The 14,721-nt window shown below is 71.8% G+C and carries 12 protein-coding genes and 3 pseudogenes; 5 read left to right on the forward strand and 10 right to left on the reverse strand.

Translation table 11 applies throughout. The features are described from left to right. Nucleotides 1-61: 61 nt before the first annotated feature. Nucleotides 62-634: pseudogene (locus tag OG370_RS00120) on the forward strand (GNAT family N-acetyltransferase); the annotation flags it as partial. A gap of 146 nt (nt 635-780) precedes the next feature. Here OG370_RS00120 and OG370_RS00125 read toward each other — a convergent pair. The 3 genes from OG370_RS00125 to OG370_RS00135 form a co-directional block, all read right to left on the reverse strand. Continuing rightward, nucleotides 781-1,245, reverse strand: coding sequence for a VOC family protein (locus OG370_RS00125; RefSeq protein WP_328459266.1), 465 nt, complete (start codon nt 1,243-1,245; stop codon nt 781-783). A gap of 99 nt (nt 1,246-1,344) precedes the next feature. Next, nucleotides 1,345-2,295, reverse strand: coding sequence for a DUF5996 family protein (locus OG370_RS00130; RefSeq protein ID WP_328459267.1), 951 nt, complete (start codon nt 2,293-2,295; stop codon nt 1,345-1,347). A gap of 279 nt (nt 2,296-2,574) precedes the next feature. Further along, the gene (locus tag OG370_RS00135; RefSeq protein ID WP_328459268.1) at nt 2,575-4,185 is read right to left on the reverse strand and encodes a penicillin-binding transpeptidase domain-containing protein; all 1,611 of its coding nucleotides are present in this window, start codon (nt 4,183-4,185) and stop codon (nt 2,575-2,577) included. 120 nt (nt 4,186-4,305) lie between these two features. Here OG370_RS00135 and OG370_RS00140 point away from each other — a divergent pair, with 120 nt between their 5' ends. Together OG370_RS00140 and OG370_RS00145 are read left to right on the forward strand one after the other, a co-directional pair. Next, nucleotides 4,306-5,169 carry a LysR family transcriptional regulator gene (locus OG370_RS00140; protein WP_328459270.1) on the forward strand — a complete coding sequence of 288 codons (864 nt, stop codon included), beginning with the start codon at nt 4,306-4,308 and terminating at the stop codon, nt 5,167-5,169. After that, nucleotides 5,166-6,080, forward strand: coding sequence for a serine hydrolase (locus tag OG370_RS00145; protein WP_328459271.1), 915 nt, complete (start codon nt 5,166-5,168; stop codon nt 6,078-6,080). Before OG370_RS00140 ends, OG370_RS00145 begins: the two co-directional genes overlap by 4 nt. 41 nt (nt 6,081-6,121) lie before the next feature. On the opposite strand, the gene OG370_RS00150 is transcribed toward OG370_RS00145, so the two are convergent. The 5 genes and pseudogenes from OG370_RS00150 to OG370_RS00170 all read right to left on the reverse strand — a co-directional run bounded on the left by OG370_RS00150 (nt 6,122) and on the right by OG370_RS00170 (nt 10,836). Beyond that, the gene (locus OG370_RS00150; protein WP_328459273.1) at nt 6,122-7,042 is read right to left on the reverse strand and encodes a discoidin domain-containing protein; all 921 of its coding nucleotides are present in this window, start codon (nt 7,040-7,042) and stop codon (nt 6,122-6,124) included. Nucleotides 7,043-7,278: 236 nt separating this feature from the next. After that, a complete protein-coding gene (locus tag OG370_RS00155; RefSeq protein WP_328459275.1) occupies nt 7,279-8,478 on the reverse strand; it encodes an MFS transporter in 1,200 nt (399 codons plus the stop codon). Next, the gene (locus tag OG370_RS00160; RefSeq protein WP_328459277.1) at nt 8,475-9,272 is read right to left on the reverse strand and encodes a class I SAM-dependent methyltransferase; all 798 of its coding nucleotides are present in this window, start codon (nt 9,270-9,272) and stop codon (nt 8,475-8,477) included. Before OG370_RS00160 ends, OG370_RS00155 begins: the two co-directional genes overlap by 4 nt. 316 nt (nt 9,273-9,588) lie before the next feature. Continuing rightward, nucleotides 9,589-10,071: pseudogene (locus OG370_RS00165) on the reverse strand (N-acetyltransferase); the annotation flags it as partial. 117 nt (nt 10,072-10,188) lie between these two features. Further along, nucleotides 10,189-10,836 (reverse strand): hypothetical protein, encoded by a 648-nt coding sequence (locus OG370_RS00170; RefSeq protein ID WP_328459279.1) that lies wholly within the window; start codon nt 10,834-10,836, stop codon nt 10,189-10,191. A gap of 226 nt (nt 10,837-11,062) precedes the next feature. On the opposite strand from OG370_RS00170, the gene OG370_RS00175 reads away from it, so the two are divergent. Further along, nucleotides 11,063-12,832, forward strand: coding sequence for an MOSC and FAD-binding oxidoreductase domain-containing protein (locus OG370_RS00175; protein ID WP_328459281.1), 1,770 nt, complete (start codon nt 11,063-11,065; stop codon nt 12,830-12,832). A gap of 298 nt (nt 12,833-13,130) precedes the next feature. Then, nucleotides 13,131-13,571, forward strand: a complete 441-nt coding sequence (locus OG370_RS00180) for a VOC family protein (protein ID WP_328459283.1) — start codon at nt 13,131-13,133, stop codon at nt 13,569-13,571. A gap of 223 nt (nt 13,572-13,794) precedes the next feature. Here the strand turns inward: OG370_RS00180 and OG370_RS00185 are convergent. Together OG370_RS00185 and OG370_RS00190 are read right to left on the reverse strand one after the other, a co-directional pair. After that, nucleotides 13,795-14,154, reverse strand: a pseudogene (locus OG370_RS00185) (ricin-type beta-trefoil lectin domain protein); the annotation flags it as partial. Between the two features lie 89 nt (nt 14,155-14,243). Continuing rightward, nucleotides 14,244-14,585 (reverse strand): VOC family protein, encoded by a 342-nt coding sequence (locus OG370_RS00190; protein WP_328459285.1) that lies wholly within the window; start codon nt 14,583-14,585, stop codon nt 14,244-14,246. Nucleotides 14,586-14,721 lie beyond the last annotated feature (136 nt).

Raw genomic sequence — 14,721 nt, forward strand, 5'->3', positions numbered from 1 at the left:
CCCGTTGCGGGTGACCGGCATCGGATGTCTGATGGTCCGGCCACCGATCACGGGACGGAACATGAGTAAGTCGCTGCCCACCCCCTCGTTGCACACCGCTCGCCTTCGGCTGCGTGCCTTCGAAGACACGGACGCGAACGACCTCTTCGCGCTGCAGAGCAGCGCCTACGTGCTGCGCTACTGGGACGCGCCACCGTGGAGCGAACGCGTGCGTGCCGCGCAGTTCATCACGGCGTGCGAGCAGATGGCGCAGGAGGGCACCGGGGCGCGGCTGGCCGTCGATCGTGTCTCCGACGGGGCGTTCATCGGCTGGTGCAGCCTGCGAGGGTGGAATCCGGAGTACCGCAGCGCGTCGCTGGGCTACTGCTTCGACGATGCAGCGTGGGGCCACGGCTACGCGACCGAGGCCGCGCGCGCTTTGCTGGGGTGGGCATTCGACACGCTGGACCTGAATCGCGTCCAAGCGGAGGCCGATACGCGCAACGTGGCATCCGCCCGCGTGCTGGAGAAGCTCGGCTTCCTGCGGGAAGGGACGTTGCGGGAGGACTGCGTCGTCAACGGCGATGTCTCTGACTCGTGGGTCTACGGGCTGCTCAGGCGGGAGTGGCAGCCGTCGTCCGAGCCGGCTCCCGCGCGCTCCGGCCTCGCCCGGCACCTGGTGTCGGCCACGCCCCCACTGATCACTGCGCCTCCCCCGCACTCGACAGCGCGCCCTGAACCATCACTTCACGAACCGCCGGCTCAGTCGTGGCGGCACGACCCGGGGCCGCTGTCCGCTGCTCAGTCGCGTCCCGCTCCGGGTGAGGGGGGCGGGTCGGCGTAGACGCCGTGGAGCATTCCGGTGGCCTGTCCCAACTCGATCAGGTAGCCGTCAGGGTCGCGGAGGTAACAGCGGATCTCCGCTGTGCGGTCGATCGGCTCGGTGACGAACTCCGCGCCCTTCGCGCTCCACTCCTCGTAGACGGACTGAATGTCGGCGACGCGGATGTTGAGGAAGCATGTCGCGGCACTCGGGTCATCCGGCGGGTGCAGGGTGATGCCGGGCTTGTCCGGGGTGGGGCCGCCGCCCGGGTTCATGATGATCCAGCTGTTCGCGAGCCGGACGGTGCACGGATTCTCGGCCAGCACCACCTCCCCTCCCAGGACCTCGCTGTAGAACTCCCGTGAGCGAGGCACGTCCGCAACGGTGAGGAAGTAGCTCACCAGCATCCCGGATTCGGGGGCGGGGAAACTTTCCTGAGGCATACGGCTGTGTCCCTCCTTTGAGGATGGCATCCGTCGTTCGCCGGGCATGCGCGCCGTGTGACCGGCCGTCCGGTGGCGCGGCCGCGGGAGCTTGTCCCGTCAACCACTCACCGGGGCCCAGCGCTCCGGATCGACCTCCAGCGCCGCCCTGTCCCATCCGGCCCCTTCCGCGGCAGCCACGTAGGTGCTCTGCAGGAAGCCGGTGAGCACCCGGTCCGGATCGTCGGCCGTGCGTACGGCTTCGTACGGCAGCAGGAACTGCCCGTTCTGGCGACTGTAGAAGGCCTCCGGCGGCGTGACCGGGCTTTCGGCGTAGCCGGCCGGTTCGGGGTAGGCATAGGAGTAGAAGGCGCCCTCCTCGCCGCCGCCGGGCCAGAATCCACAGCTGCTCAGCTCGCGCGAGTAGCCCTCCACCATGACCCAGTCCCCGCAGTTCGGGGCTCCTCCCGGGTGCCTGGGGGCGCGGCGTCCGGAGAAACGGGTGCATGCCAAGTCCATCGCCCCCCAGAAGAAGTGCACCGGGCTGACCTTGCCGGCGAAGCGGGCGCGAAAGGCGCCCAGCACGCGATCGGCCTGCAGGAGCTGGCGCCAGAACAGATGCGCCGCATGCGGGTCGTAGGTGTGGTGCCGGTAGTCCTCCGAAAACGGAATCGCCGGCTCGACCTCGTTCGGATGGTCCTGGATGGTGGTGGGCAGATCCAGTTCCTGCAGGGCCTGGCCGACGCGCGCGGCGAATTCCGCCACCGGCATGGACTCCAGGCGAATCGTGCGCGAACCCCCGTCGCTGCTGCGCAGGCGCAGGAGATGGTCGACGAAGTCGAACTCGATGTCGAGGAATTCGGCGCCGCAGGGAATGGCGGAGGTGGTCAGTCCCCGCGGGCTGGGGTAGAGGGTCACCTGCCACCAGTGGTTGAGAAGGGGTGCGTGCGCCAGCCGGATCTTGCCGACGATCTGGACCCACATGTGGAGCGTCTCTCGGGTGTCGACCCAGTCCTCGACGCGCAACTGGGGCCAGGGCGGTACGGCTTGGTGGGTTTCCCTGGTGCCCATTTCGGTCGTCCTCTGCTCGGAAGTGCCGATGTTCCCTCCGGGCCGACCGGGCCGACCGGGCCGACCGGACCGACCACAGGAGGAAAGGGGGAAGAGGGAGCGGCGATCCACTGCTCACCATGCTGCGCACCGTCCCACTTCCCCGCAACTTCGCCGTCCGGAACGCCGGCCGCCGAGGCGCGGTCGGCCCCGGATGGCAGCCGTGGCGCCGCCGCTCGCCGCTCGGCGGGCGGCGGGCGGCGGGCGGCGGGCGGCGGGCGGCGGGCGGCGGGCGGCGGGTCAGTCGGCGGTCAGCAGGTCGTGCACGGCCCAGCCGGCCGAGTCCACGCCGGACGTGCCGCCCTGGACGACGGCGGCGACGGCGAGGTGGCGGTCGTAGGCGACGAACCAGCCGTTGGTGCTGTTCCCCACCTCCGCCGTGCCGGTCTTGGCGCCGCCGGTGATGCCGGACATCCGCGGGGCCGCGGTCCCGGTCCGCGCGGTGGTGCGCATCATGGCCCGGACCGCCGCGGCGGTGGACGGGGAGATCGGTCGCGCGGCGGCCTTCTGGGGCAGTCCGGGCAGCAGGATCGGCTGGTGGAAGGCGCCCTGGGCGATGGTCGCCGTGACGGAGGCCATGGCCAGCGGATTGGCGATGATACGGCCCTGACCGATGCTGTCGCCGGCACGTTCGTTGCGGCTACCCGCAGGATCGGGGATGGACGCGTCCACGGTGCCCACACCGATCTTCCAGTCGCCGTCGAGGCCGAAGACGTCGTCCGCCTCGTCCTTCAGGTCCGTCATGCCGAGGTGGTTGTCGGCTATGCGGATGAAGGCGGTGTTGCAGGACATGGCGAAGTCCTGGGTCATCGTCGAGCCCGTCGCGGACTCGTTGTCCACGTTGTGGAAACTCTGCCCGTTGACCATCACCGTGGGCGTGCACGTCGCCGGACTCGACGGGGTCAGGCCGCCCTTGTCCAGCAGCGCCGAGGCGGTGATCAACTTCATGGTGGAGCCGGGTGCCAGCGCGCCGGACAGCGCGGTGGTGCCGGAGGTATCGGCGATCGCCGCGATCTGGCCGGTGGCGGGGTCGATGGCGACCAGCGCGGTGGGCTTCCCGTGGTTGTGGCCGTCCCGCACGGCGCGTTCGGCGGCGTCCTGGAGGCGCGCGTCGATGGTGGTCCGCACCCGGACCTGCTTCGGCGGGGTGAGGACCTTCAGGACGCGGGGCGCGGCACCGCCGCCCGACCGGATCTCTATCCCGGTGCCGGACGAACCGCGGACGGCCTGGGCGCGGCTGCCGGTGAGGTCCTGGATCACCGCGGCGAGCGACGGCTGCGCCGACGCGGTCAGTACGGTGCCGTCGGCGGCGGTGACCACGGCTCCGCTCGGCGGGACGGCGCCGACGGCCAGTTCCTGACCGTCGCCCAGGCCCGGGTAGAGCACGGAGTTCTGCCAGTGCACCGCCAGTTGGCGCCCCGTCCGGTGCACGCTGAGCGATCCGTCGTAGGACCAGGTGCCCTTGCCGCCGGCCAGGGTGAGTGCGGCGTGGTAGCCGACCACGGTGTCCTCCGCCCGGGCCGGGTCGGTGCCGGCGGCCGACAGCACGTGGCTGAACGTCAACGACCGTACGCCCAGGCCGTCGTGGTAGCCCTTGAGCGCCTGCTCGGAGGCCGGTGCGCTGTCGGTGTCACCGGCCGCGTCGCCGAACCGGCCCGCGGACCAGGAGGTCAGGAAGTCCCGGGCGAGGGAGACCGGCGTCCTGGCGTCGGCGCCACCGTCCCCGTGGCCGGAGTCCACGACGGCGTACGCTCCGTATCCCGCCACCGCCAGCACCGCGGCGGCGGCCACCACGACGGCGGCTGCCGCCTTCCTGCGCCGGTGCCGCTGGCCGTTTGTCCGCGCGTTCATCCTCTGCTCCTCCCGTTGGCGCCACTGCGGCCAGTGAAAGCGGACGAACGCCGGAATGTCGAATATGCTCTTGCTTGTCATCCGATTCGCACGTGGTATCGCACGATGTCAGGGGGGTACATGCTCACGGAACGGCATCTGGAGATCTTCGTCGCGCTGGCGGAGGAGGAGCACTTCGGCGCTGCCGCTCAGCGTGTCGGCATCACTCAGCCGCCCCTGTCCCAGGGACTGCGCCGGCTGGAGGCGCTGCTCGGAGTGCGGCTGTTCGACCGCGACCGCGGGGTGGCGCTGACGGAGGAGGGGGCGCTGCTGCTTCCCCATGCCCGGACGGCGCTCGCCGCGATGGCGCACCTGCGGTCGGCCACCGCTCGGGAGCAGGCCGGATCCCCCCGGATCAGGCTCGGCCTCGCGCCCGAGGTGCCGACCTCGCTGGTGGCCGACCTGGGCGCCGCCCCGGTCCGGGCCGGGGGGAAGGCGCGGATCAGCGTCGTCACCGCCTCGACCACGGCGCTGCTCGCCCAGATCTCCTCCGGCCGGCTCGACCTGGCCGTGACCTTGCACCCGGCGGTGCTGGACGGACTGGCCGCGGGCCGGATCGGGCTCTTCCGGACCTGGATGCTCTGCCCCGCGGGGCTCTCCGCACCGGCCGCCGGCCGCCTCCCGGTCGCCGTACGTCCCCGGCAGGACGCCCCCGCGGCCCACGACCTGTTCGTGGACACCCTGGCCGGCCGCGGACGGCGGGTGGAAACCGTGGTGGTGCCCGACGAACGCGCGGGGCTGGCCCTGGTGGCGGCCGGGCAGGCCGTGCTGTTCACCGCCGACCGCACCCTCGCGGCCGCCGGCGTCGAACCGCGGGAGGCCCCCGATCCGGCGCTGCCGCTACGGCTGCGGGTGGTCTGGGACGCCCGGGGCCCGGCCGCCGAGGAGGTCGCGGAGATCGCGCACCTGCTGACGCAGACCCTCGTTCGGGAGGCGGCGGCATGAGCCGGGCGGGCGGTGCGAGCGCCGTGGAGCGCCGGATCCGGGGCATGTTCGCGGACGCCGGCGTCCGCGGCTGGCTGCACGTGTCGGAGCTGGACCGTCCGTCGCAGGGCGTGACCATCGACGCCGACGAACCCGTCCCGGTGGGCTCCCTGTACAAGCTGCCGGTCATGGCGACGTTCTGCCGGCTGGCGGACGCCGGCACGCTCGACCCGCGGGAGCGGCTGACGCTGGAGCCGTCCGACCGCGTACCCGGTCCGACCGGCATCTCGCTGCTGCGCGATCCGCTGTCGGTGTCGCTGCGCGACCTGGTCGTCCTCATGATGACCATCTCGGACAACACCGCGGGGAACGCAGTGCTGCACCGGGTCGGGGCCGACGCCGTCGAGGAGGTCTGCCGCGATCTGTCGATGGCCGCCACCCATGTCCGCGGCGGCACCGCGCGGGACTGGGCGCGGCTGGTCGCGGAGGCGCGGGCACCGTCGCTGGACGACGCGATGACGCGCCTGTTCGACAACGACGCGACTCTCCCCGAGGACGTCTACAGCCCGGTGTCCAAGGCGTCGAGCACCCCGGCGGACATGGCGCGGCTGCTGCGGGCAATCTGGACCGGCCGCGCGGCCTCGGCCGAACAGTGCTCCTTCATGCGCGAGGTGATGGGCCGGCAGGCGTGGCGGCACCGCCTCGCCTCCGGATTCCCCTATGACGACGTCACGGTGTCGGGGAAGACGGGGTCGTTCGGCGCGATGCGGCACGAGGCCGGCGTCGTCGAACTCGCCGACGGCGGAACGTACGTCGCGGTGGTGTTCACCCGGGCCGCGCGCGCCGACAACAGGTTGCCGCGCGCCGACGCCGTCATCGGCGCCGCCGCCCGGGCCGCGGTCGAGGAACTGCGCCGGTCCGTCGACGCGTAGGCGGCGGCCGGGGGCCCGGGCGAACGCGCGAGATCCGCGGGTCAGGTCCCGTAGACCTCCACGTCCCACAGCGAGAAGCCGTACGACGTGGCGCGGGTGGTCAGGTCGAGCCGGACGTAGCGGCCGGAGATGGTGAGCCCGGGGAAGTCCATCCAGCCGGCTGCGGAGTTGCCGGTGACGCCGGCGACCGTGGTCCAGGTGTGGCCGTCGGCGGAGACGTCGATCGTGAAGTCCTTGGCGGTGGCGTTCTCCCAGTTGAGCTTGACCTCGGTGAGGTCGTGGACGGCGCCCAGGTCGAGTTGCAGCCACTGGCCGTCGGCGTAGTCGCTGGTCCAGCGGGTGGTGCTGTCGCTGTCGACGGTCTTCTCCGGGCCCACGTCTCCGTCGGTGGTGCGGGTGGAGGAGGCGGTGGCCGCGGCGCCGTAGGAGAGCAGGTGCGCGGAGGGCGCGGCCGTGACAGGGGTGAAGGTGACACCGATGTCCGTGGCGCCCCTGGGCAGCGTGACCCGCAGACCTCCGCGGACCCCGGCGCCGAGCGGGCCGATCGGCCGGGCGTGGCCGTCCACGGTGAGCGTCACGTCCTTCACCCCGGGCGGCACCGACAGCTCCACGGACTGCCGCACCGCCGAGTCGAGCCGGGCGGTGACGGTGCCGGCCGGGTAGTCCCAGGCCAGCCGGGTCACGGTGATCCGGCCGCGGGCGAGGATGCCGCTGATCACGCCGGTCGGCAGCGCGCCGGGCAGCGCCGGCAGCAGGTCGATCCGGCCGGCCGCGGAGAACACCAGCGCGTTGTGCAGCACCGCGGGGATACCGCCGCTGGCATCGACGTTGAAGACGTTCAGGTCGTCGTAGTGCGAGGGGACCAGGCTGGTATGGAAGACGTTGTTCGCGGCCATCAGCGTCAGGAAGTTCCAGATGTCGTCGCCGCGGCCGAGCCGGGCCGCGCACGATCTCCGCGCCACGAACCGCGGGCGAGCTTTGTGGTGGACCGCCGGTGCTGGGGCGCCATCGCCCTGTTCGGCGGCGCCGTACGGTCCCCCCTTGGTCGAGCGCGGCCCGCTCGGCCAGCTCCAAGTCGGCGGTGCGGAGGAAGCCCGCGACCTTGCCCGGCATGAGCGAGCTGACCGGCGACCGCATCCGCACCATCGAGGACGAGAACACTGACGCGGTGGTCCCTTAGGTGGTCATCTTCGAGAAGCTACTGCGCATCGGCGCCCGTCACGTTCGCGCGACGAGGGTAAGCCGCTACCGCGTAGCCGACGAGGACGACGGCGACGAGGATCGCGGCGGCCGTGTAGACGGCCCGGTAGGTGTCGGGGAAGACCGCGAGGGCGGCGATGAGCAGGCCGGAGAGAACCGCGCCGATGCGACGGGTGTTGGTGAACAGCCCGGACGCCAGCCCCGGGCTCGGGAAGACGTCCTGGAAGACCGTCAGTCCGACGCCTGCAACTGTGGCGAAGAACCATGCGTTCAGCGGCTGCAGGATCAGGAGCTGCCAGGGGTTCTGGGCGGCAGCCGCGAGAGCATAGTAGGCGACGCCCACGACGCAGGAGATGAGGATCAGAGTTCTTGCGGCCATGCGCGTGTGGAGTCGGCCGATGATCAGGAGCGCGGGGATCTCCATGAGAGCTGCCGCCCCGAGAATGAAGCCGGCCCACAATACCGGCGCGTGCATCTGGACCGTGACGAACAGGGTGGTGACCGTCACGGTCGCGATGTTGGTCACTTGGAGCACGAGAAACGCGGAGACGGTTCCCCAGCGTCCCCAGCCGCGCAGTTGAGCAAGCATCGGAGGATGGGGAACCTGCGGCCCCGCTTCGCTCGCGCCGCGGTGCAGGCCGCGGAGGAGCAGCAGGGCGGTTGCGACGTTGACCACCCCGATGCCGGCGAGCAGCCACAGCGCGGAGCCGTTTCCGAACGCTCCGGTGCACGCGGTGGCGAGTGGCGGGCCGACTACCCACGCGAACGACACGATCGCGCGGGTCCGGATCACCCGTGACGGCGAGGCCCCGTCATGGCGCAGCTGAGCGAACAGGAGCGTGGAGCCAACGCCCGGGGGACCCCCGAGGAGCACGAGGGCAAGCAACGCGACCGGCAGCGCCGTCGTCACGGCGAGGGCGATGATCATCGCGACACCGCAGATCCCGCATATCAGCAAAGGGCGGAGATAGTCGCCCGATCTGTCGGCGGTGGCCGGGATCACCAGCGACGCGATGAACCCGCCGATGTTGTACGCGCCGAGCGTCAACCCGAGCTGTGTCGGAGTGGCGTCATAGAGAGCAACCAGCAGGACCGCAAGCAGCGGGTTCAATACCGCGAACTGCAACGCCCAGAACCAGGCAGCAGTAGGCCACAACGACCGGCCGGCCGTCGATCTGAGCACCGAGGCGGCCGTCACGGGCGGCCCACGACCAGGCGCAGCGATCCACCGAAGGACGGCTGGGTGCGCAGGTGACCGTGTCGGGCATCCCACGCACCGCTGTCGAGATCGGCGCCGAGGGTCCGCTCGAACCGTTCGCCGACGGTCCGATCCACGAAGCTCCAAGCCGAGTTCGCCAGGCGGCCGCCCGCGTCGAGGAGCGCTTCGGGCCGACCGTAATACGCCTCAGAGAAGCCGTCGGTGCACGCGAGCGGGATCGGCAACGCCGTGACCGTGACGGCCCCGCCGAGGCCCGAGCGGATGTCGGCGATCTCCGGGTACCGCGCCGCCTCCGCGGCGATGGCCTCGGGCGCGTACTCATTCAGCCACGAGAACCGTAACGCCGCCGGATCACAGGTGAGGATGACGACCGGCCCCGTCGCCACGCGCCGCGCCTCCCGCAGGCCCGCACGCAGGTCCCGCCACTGGTGGACGGTGAAGGAGGCCAGGGCGGCTTCAAAGGCGGCGTCCGGGAACGGCATCTGCTCGGCAGCCGCGGCGAGGACCGCAGCGGAGCCGACAGGGCGCTGCGCGCGCATCGCGGCGCTGGGCTCGACCGCGGTGACGTCGAGGTCCGTGGGCTCATAGGAGCCGGCGCCGGCGCCGATGTTCACCAGCGTCCTAGCGTCGCCCAAGGCAGCTGCGATCGCCGCGGCGAAGGCTGGCTCAGGGCGCCGGTATCGGGCGTAGTCGACACCGATGACGCCGTAGTCGGCATCCCCGGCGCTGCCGTCCGCGCTCCGCGGAACCGCTCGATTCTTCTCTTCGGGCATGCCACCACCCTCGCGCGAGCCGCGGAGCGGCACCATCGGCCCGAACGCCACCGGCCGCAACGATCACGCCAAATCGGTAACGACTGCCACGCCACCACCCTGCCCCCTGGCGGACCGGCTAACGGGCAGGTCTCTCGTCGACCATGTGTCGCCGAGCCGACGAAGCAGCTGTGAGGCGTTTCCCAGCTGTCCGCGGCGCATGTCCAGCCATGAACTGCCCCGAGTTTCGTAGAGTCCGGTGATCTTGTTTCCGGCAGACTGTGGGACTGGTTCCTGGCGTCGCCAGTAGCCCTGTTCGTACTCGGCGGGCGGCACGTAGGGCGAGCCAGTCCGACCAGGAGATCTCGCGGCCGAGGAAGCGTGGCTGCTCGAACGGCCATTCGGCGGCGATCCACTGCGGTACCAGCGCGTCGAGGGCCTGCTCGACCTTGCTGCCCACCAGCTCGTCCACCACCCACCAGGAGATCTCGCCGTCCGCGCCGGCCCGCGCCGGCGGGTCGATGTAGACGCAGCCGAGCAGAGCTGTCTCCGCGGCGTCGAGCAGCGCGTAGTTGAAGGACTGGTGTGCGGCGATCTCCTTCTCGTGCCGCAACAGGTCGGCCTGGTCGGCCTCGTAGGTCATGGTGGCCGCGGGCCAGCCCCAGGCCGGGCCGAAGATGGTCCACAACCGCTCGCGCGAACCCATCACCGCCGGATAGTCGAGCGGGGTGTCCGCCTCCCGGATCGGCCGCAGGTGATGACCGCCGCCCGGCAGCGGTACCAGGACGGGGTGGACGAAGTCATCGGGGAGCCAGCTCATAGCGCCCGACCGTAGCAGCGCGCAGCCGTCGACTCCCCTGGCGCTTCCCTGAAAAGCGTCGGCCCCCGCTCGTCCTGAGAAGGCCCGCCATCGCCCGAGCGAGGCTCCCGCGCGACGTCAGGGCGTCGGTTCCCGGTTCCTCGGCGTCGTGAGCTCGGCTCGAGTGATACCGACCGCGCGGAGCTCCTCGATGACGATTTCGAGGGCGGTGCGGGCCATGAGGGGGAAGACGCCGTCCTTGCAGTCCAACCGGATCAGGGGCGCGTCCTCGTCGACGGCCACGTAGTTCGGCGTGTATTCGGGTCCGGGAGGGCCGGTGAGTCCGGCTGCGCCGTCCTGCTGCACGCTGCCGTCGTTCGCGACGAGGTAGAGGCGCGGTTTCGCCGCGTTCAGAGCGCCGATCGCGCGGGCCGGATCGTCGCAGCGCACAGCGATACGCCAGTCCTGGCCATGAGCGATCCAGCGGTCCTCGTCGTATTCCATGATGAGGATCGGCAGCGTCAGATGGTCCACGACGATGCCATCCGGGTCGCTGAGGGAGGCCGCCCCTTCTGCCATCCAGCGCGCGGCCCCGCCGTCGGACTCCCGCGCGTAGGCCTCGGCCGCGTGCCACACGGTCGCGCGGTCGCCGTTTCGTGCGATCTCGAACGGGATGTCCGCGTGCCGGCGTTCGTCGACGCCGGCTGTCGCGACGATCCGGCATCCGAGCGCGAGTGCGGCCTGCGGGTCGTTGCCCAGTGCTGCCAACAACTCGTCTCTGTCCACCGGCCATGTCTACCAGAACCCCCGAATCGGGGGACCTCGCGTGCGCCGGGCGCAAACCCGCCCCGCTCGATGCCCGGGAGCACGGCTCCTGCGCAGGTCAGCCGGGCGGGCCCAGCCCAGTGCTCTCCCCGCCGTTTTGCCGCCGCCGAAACGCCGGTCTAGCGTGGAAGGCGTGGCGGTCGGCGCCATCCGTCGCGCGGCGTCACGCGACCTGGGAGGTGGCGCGGTGGCCACGTTGACAGCGGTGAACGTCGGGATGCCGAAAGACGTCCCGTGGCACGGCAGGACCGTGCACACCGGCGTCTACAAGCAGACCGTGACCGGGCCGCGGATGGTGCGGCGGCTGAACATCGACGGTGACGGCCAGGGGGATCTGGGCGGGCACGGCGGCGAGCAGCGGGCCGTCCTGGTGTACCAGCTCGACTCGTACCGCTTCTGGGCGAAGGAACTGGGCCGCGACGACCTCGCCCCCGGCGGGTTCGGCGAAAACTTCACCGTGGAAGGCCTGCCCGACGACGAGGTCTGCATCGGGGACCGCTACCGCGTCGGCGGCGCCCTGTTCGAGGTCACCCAGCCCAGGGTGACCTGCTACCGGGTGGGCCTGCGGATGGACGAGCCGCGGATGGCGGCCCTGCTGGTGGCGCACCACCGCCCCGGCTTCTACCTGCGCGTCGTCGAGGAGGGCGAGGTCGAGGCGGGCCAGGAGATCGTCAAGGTCTCCACCGGCCCGGAGGCGATGACCGTCGAGGAGATCGACCGGGTGCTCTACCTGCCGGGACACACCCGCGAGCAGGTCGAACGCGCCCTGCGCATCCCCGCGCTCAGCCCCGGCTGGCGCAGCTCCATGACGGCCCTGCTGGACCAGTCCGACGGCGGGGGCGGCGGCGGGGGCGGCAGCGCGGGCCTGAACGCCGCGGCCACCGCGCCGCCGCCCGCGTGGCCGGGCTTCCGCCCGCTGACCGTCACCCGCGTCCAGCCCGAGAGCCGCCATGTGTTCTCCCTGTACCTGGCCGCCGCAGACGGCTCCGCGCTCCCGGCCGCGGCGCCGGGCCAGTTCCTCACCGTCAAGGTCCGGCCCGACAGCGGCGGACCGCCCCTGATCCGCAGCTACTCGCTGTCCGGCGAGCCGGGCACCGGCACGTACCGGATCAGCGTGAAGGTCGAACCGCACGGCGCCGCCGGCAACGCGCTGCGCGCGCACGTGCGGGTCGGCGACCATGTGGAGGCAGCCGCGCCGCGCGGCACCTTCTGCCTGGCCGACGGGGACAACCCGGTGGTGCTGCTGTCGGCCGGTGTCGGCGCGACCCCCCTGCTGGCCATGCTGCACGCCCTCGCCCGCGAACGGTCCACCCGCCGGGTGTGGTGGCTGCACGGAGCCCGCGACGGCGCCGAGCACGCCTTCGCGCGGGAGAGCCGCGAGCTGGTCGCGGCGCTCCCGAACGCACGGTCGGCCGTCTACTACAGCCGCCCCACCAGCGCCGACCGGCCGGGCGTGGACTACGCGCGGGCGAGCCGACTCTCGGCGGAGACCGTCGGCGGTCTCGACCTGCCGGCCGATGCGGACGCGTACCTCTGCGGGCCGGCCGGCTTCATGCGCGGCCTCGGCGCCGCCCTGGTGGAGGGCGGTCTGGACGAATCCCGCGTGCACACCGAGCTCTTCGGCGCGGACCCCTCCGTCACCCCCGGGATCAAGGCCGCGGACGCGGTCGCCCCGCACCAGCCGCCCGGCCCGGCCGGCACCGGCCCCGAGGTCACCTTCGCCCGCAGCGGCCTCGCCGTCCCCTGGAGCGACGCGCGGGACTCGTTGCTGGAACTGGCCGAAGCCTGCGACGTGCCGGTCAAGTGGTCCTGCCGCACCGGCGTCTGCCACACCTGCGAACTCGCCCTGATGGCAGGCGCGGTGGACTACTCGCCCGACCCCGTGGAGCCTCCGGCCGAGGGCGACGTCCTCATCTGCTGCTCCAGGCCGACCGAGGGGATCGTCTTGGACCTGTGAGCCCGGAGCCGGCTGAGCCATCCGCACGTGCCAGAGTGCGTCCCCTGTCGCGTGGAGCGGGGAATTCCTCGTGCGCGGGGTGTGGTCGCGGAGGGGCGGTGGAAGGCAGCGGACGTTTGCTGTCGACGGAGGTCGCGACGCCGTCGGTGCCGGGGGGCGAGGGAACGGCGCGAGGCGCGATCCGGATGTCCCGCGGTTCGGCGGTCCCGGATGTCGAGAACGTGCCACCGGCTCCGTCCCAGGGACCAGGGACATCAGCGGCCACCACGGGCCGCACGTGAAGAAGGAGGAACCCGCGATGGCGGTTCAGCGGATGGACAACGTCGGCATCGTCGTCGAGGACCTGGACGCCGCGGTCGCGTTCTTCGTGGAGCTCGGTATGGAGCTGGAGGGGAGGGCGGAGGTCGAGGGCCTCTTCGCCGACCAGTGCACCGGACTCGACGGTGTCCGCTGCGACATCGCGATGGTGCGGACCCCGGACGGTCACAGCCGGCTCGAACTGGCGAAGTACCGCAGCCCCGCGGTGATCAGCGCCGGGCCGCGCGACCGGCCGCACAACATCCTGGGTACGCACCGCGTGATGTTCGCCGTCGACGACATCGAGGCCACCGTTGCCCGCCTGCGCCCTCACGGCGCCGAACTCCTCGGCGAGATCGCCCGGTTCGAGGACAGCTATCTGCTGTGCTACCTCCGCGGCCCGGAGGGCATCATCGTCGGACTGGCCGAGCAACTGCGCTGAGAGGGAGAAGCCGGACCGCACAGGCGCCCAACTCCTTCGGCAGCAGGCGCTGATGCTCCGGTTCGGCCGGCACGGGAGGGCGGTGGCGACCGCTCGCGGCGTGCCGGAAAGGCCTCACGTCCGGTGAGACGCGCCGCGCACCGTGCGGGTGGCCCGTGGCTCCTTCGCCGGGAGGAGTCATGGGCCCGGTCACGATGTCACGATGGTCCGCGGGGGTGCGGCGTCAGGCCCTGGCCCACTTCTGGTTCGCGCCGCCGTTGCCGTCCCAGATCGCCAACTGGGTGACGTCGGTGGTCGAGGAGGCGGGGTCGTCGAGGCAGCGGCCGGAGGCGGGGTTGCGGTAGCCGCCGTTGTACGGCTGCCACTGCTGGTTGCCGCCGCCGGTGCAGTCCCAGATCTCGACCTTGGTGCCGTTCGCGGTACCGGCGCCGGTCACGTCCAGGCACTTGCCGACCGCGCGCAGCGTGCCGTCGGAGGCCGCGGTCCAGTTCTGCGCGGCGGTGTTGTTGCAGGACCAGATCTGGGCCGCGGTGCCGTTGGCGGTGTTGCCGCCGTTGACGTCGAGGCACTTCCCGGCGCCGCCGTACCGCCCGGCCCGTTCGAGGGACCGTGCGCGCGCTCGCGTCACGGACCGTCCCGGAAACCGGCCCTGGGCCCGCGAGGGCCGGTGGTTCAGGACGGGATCTCGCCGCCGATGCCCGTCTCGTTGCCGTCGTCGTCGCGGAACACCCACTTGCAGACGCCGCCGTGCTCCTCGACCTCCACCGGCTCAAGGCCCCGGCCGGCGATGCGCGCGATCTCGGAGCGGGGTTCGTCCACCCAGACCATGCTCACCGCACCGCTCGCCCGCTCGGCCTCCTCGACGATGTACACGTACCGCTCGTCCGCCAGCCGCCACACCGCTTCGACGTCGTTGGGGAAGGGGGCCGGCTCCGCGCCGAACAACCGCTGGTACCAGCCCAACGCGCGTGCGTAGTCGCGCACCGCGATGCCGGCGAAAATGCCCACGGACATGATCGGGACTCGCTCTCAAGACGACCCACCGGTCGCCTTGCGTCCGACAGAGCACAGACTGCGTCGGACGGCAGGACTCATCGGTGCGCCGCGGAGACTTCGGCCGACCGGCGGGTTGCCCCGCCGGCCGGCCGAC

The organism is Streptomyces sp. NBC_00448 (genome assembly GCF_036014115.1).
Classification (GTDB): Bacteria; Actinomycetota; Actinomycetes; order Streptomycetales; family Streptomycetaceae; genus Actinacidiphila.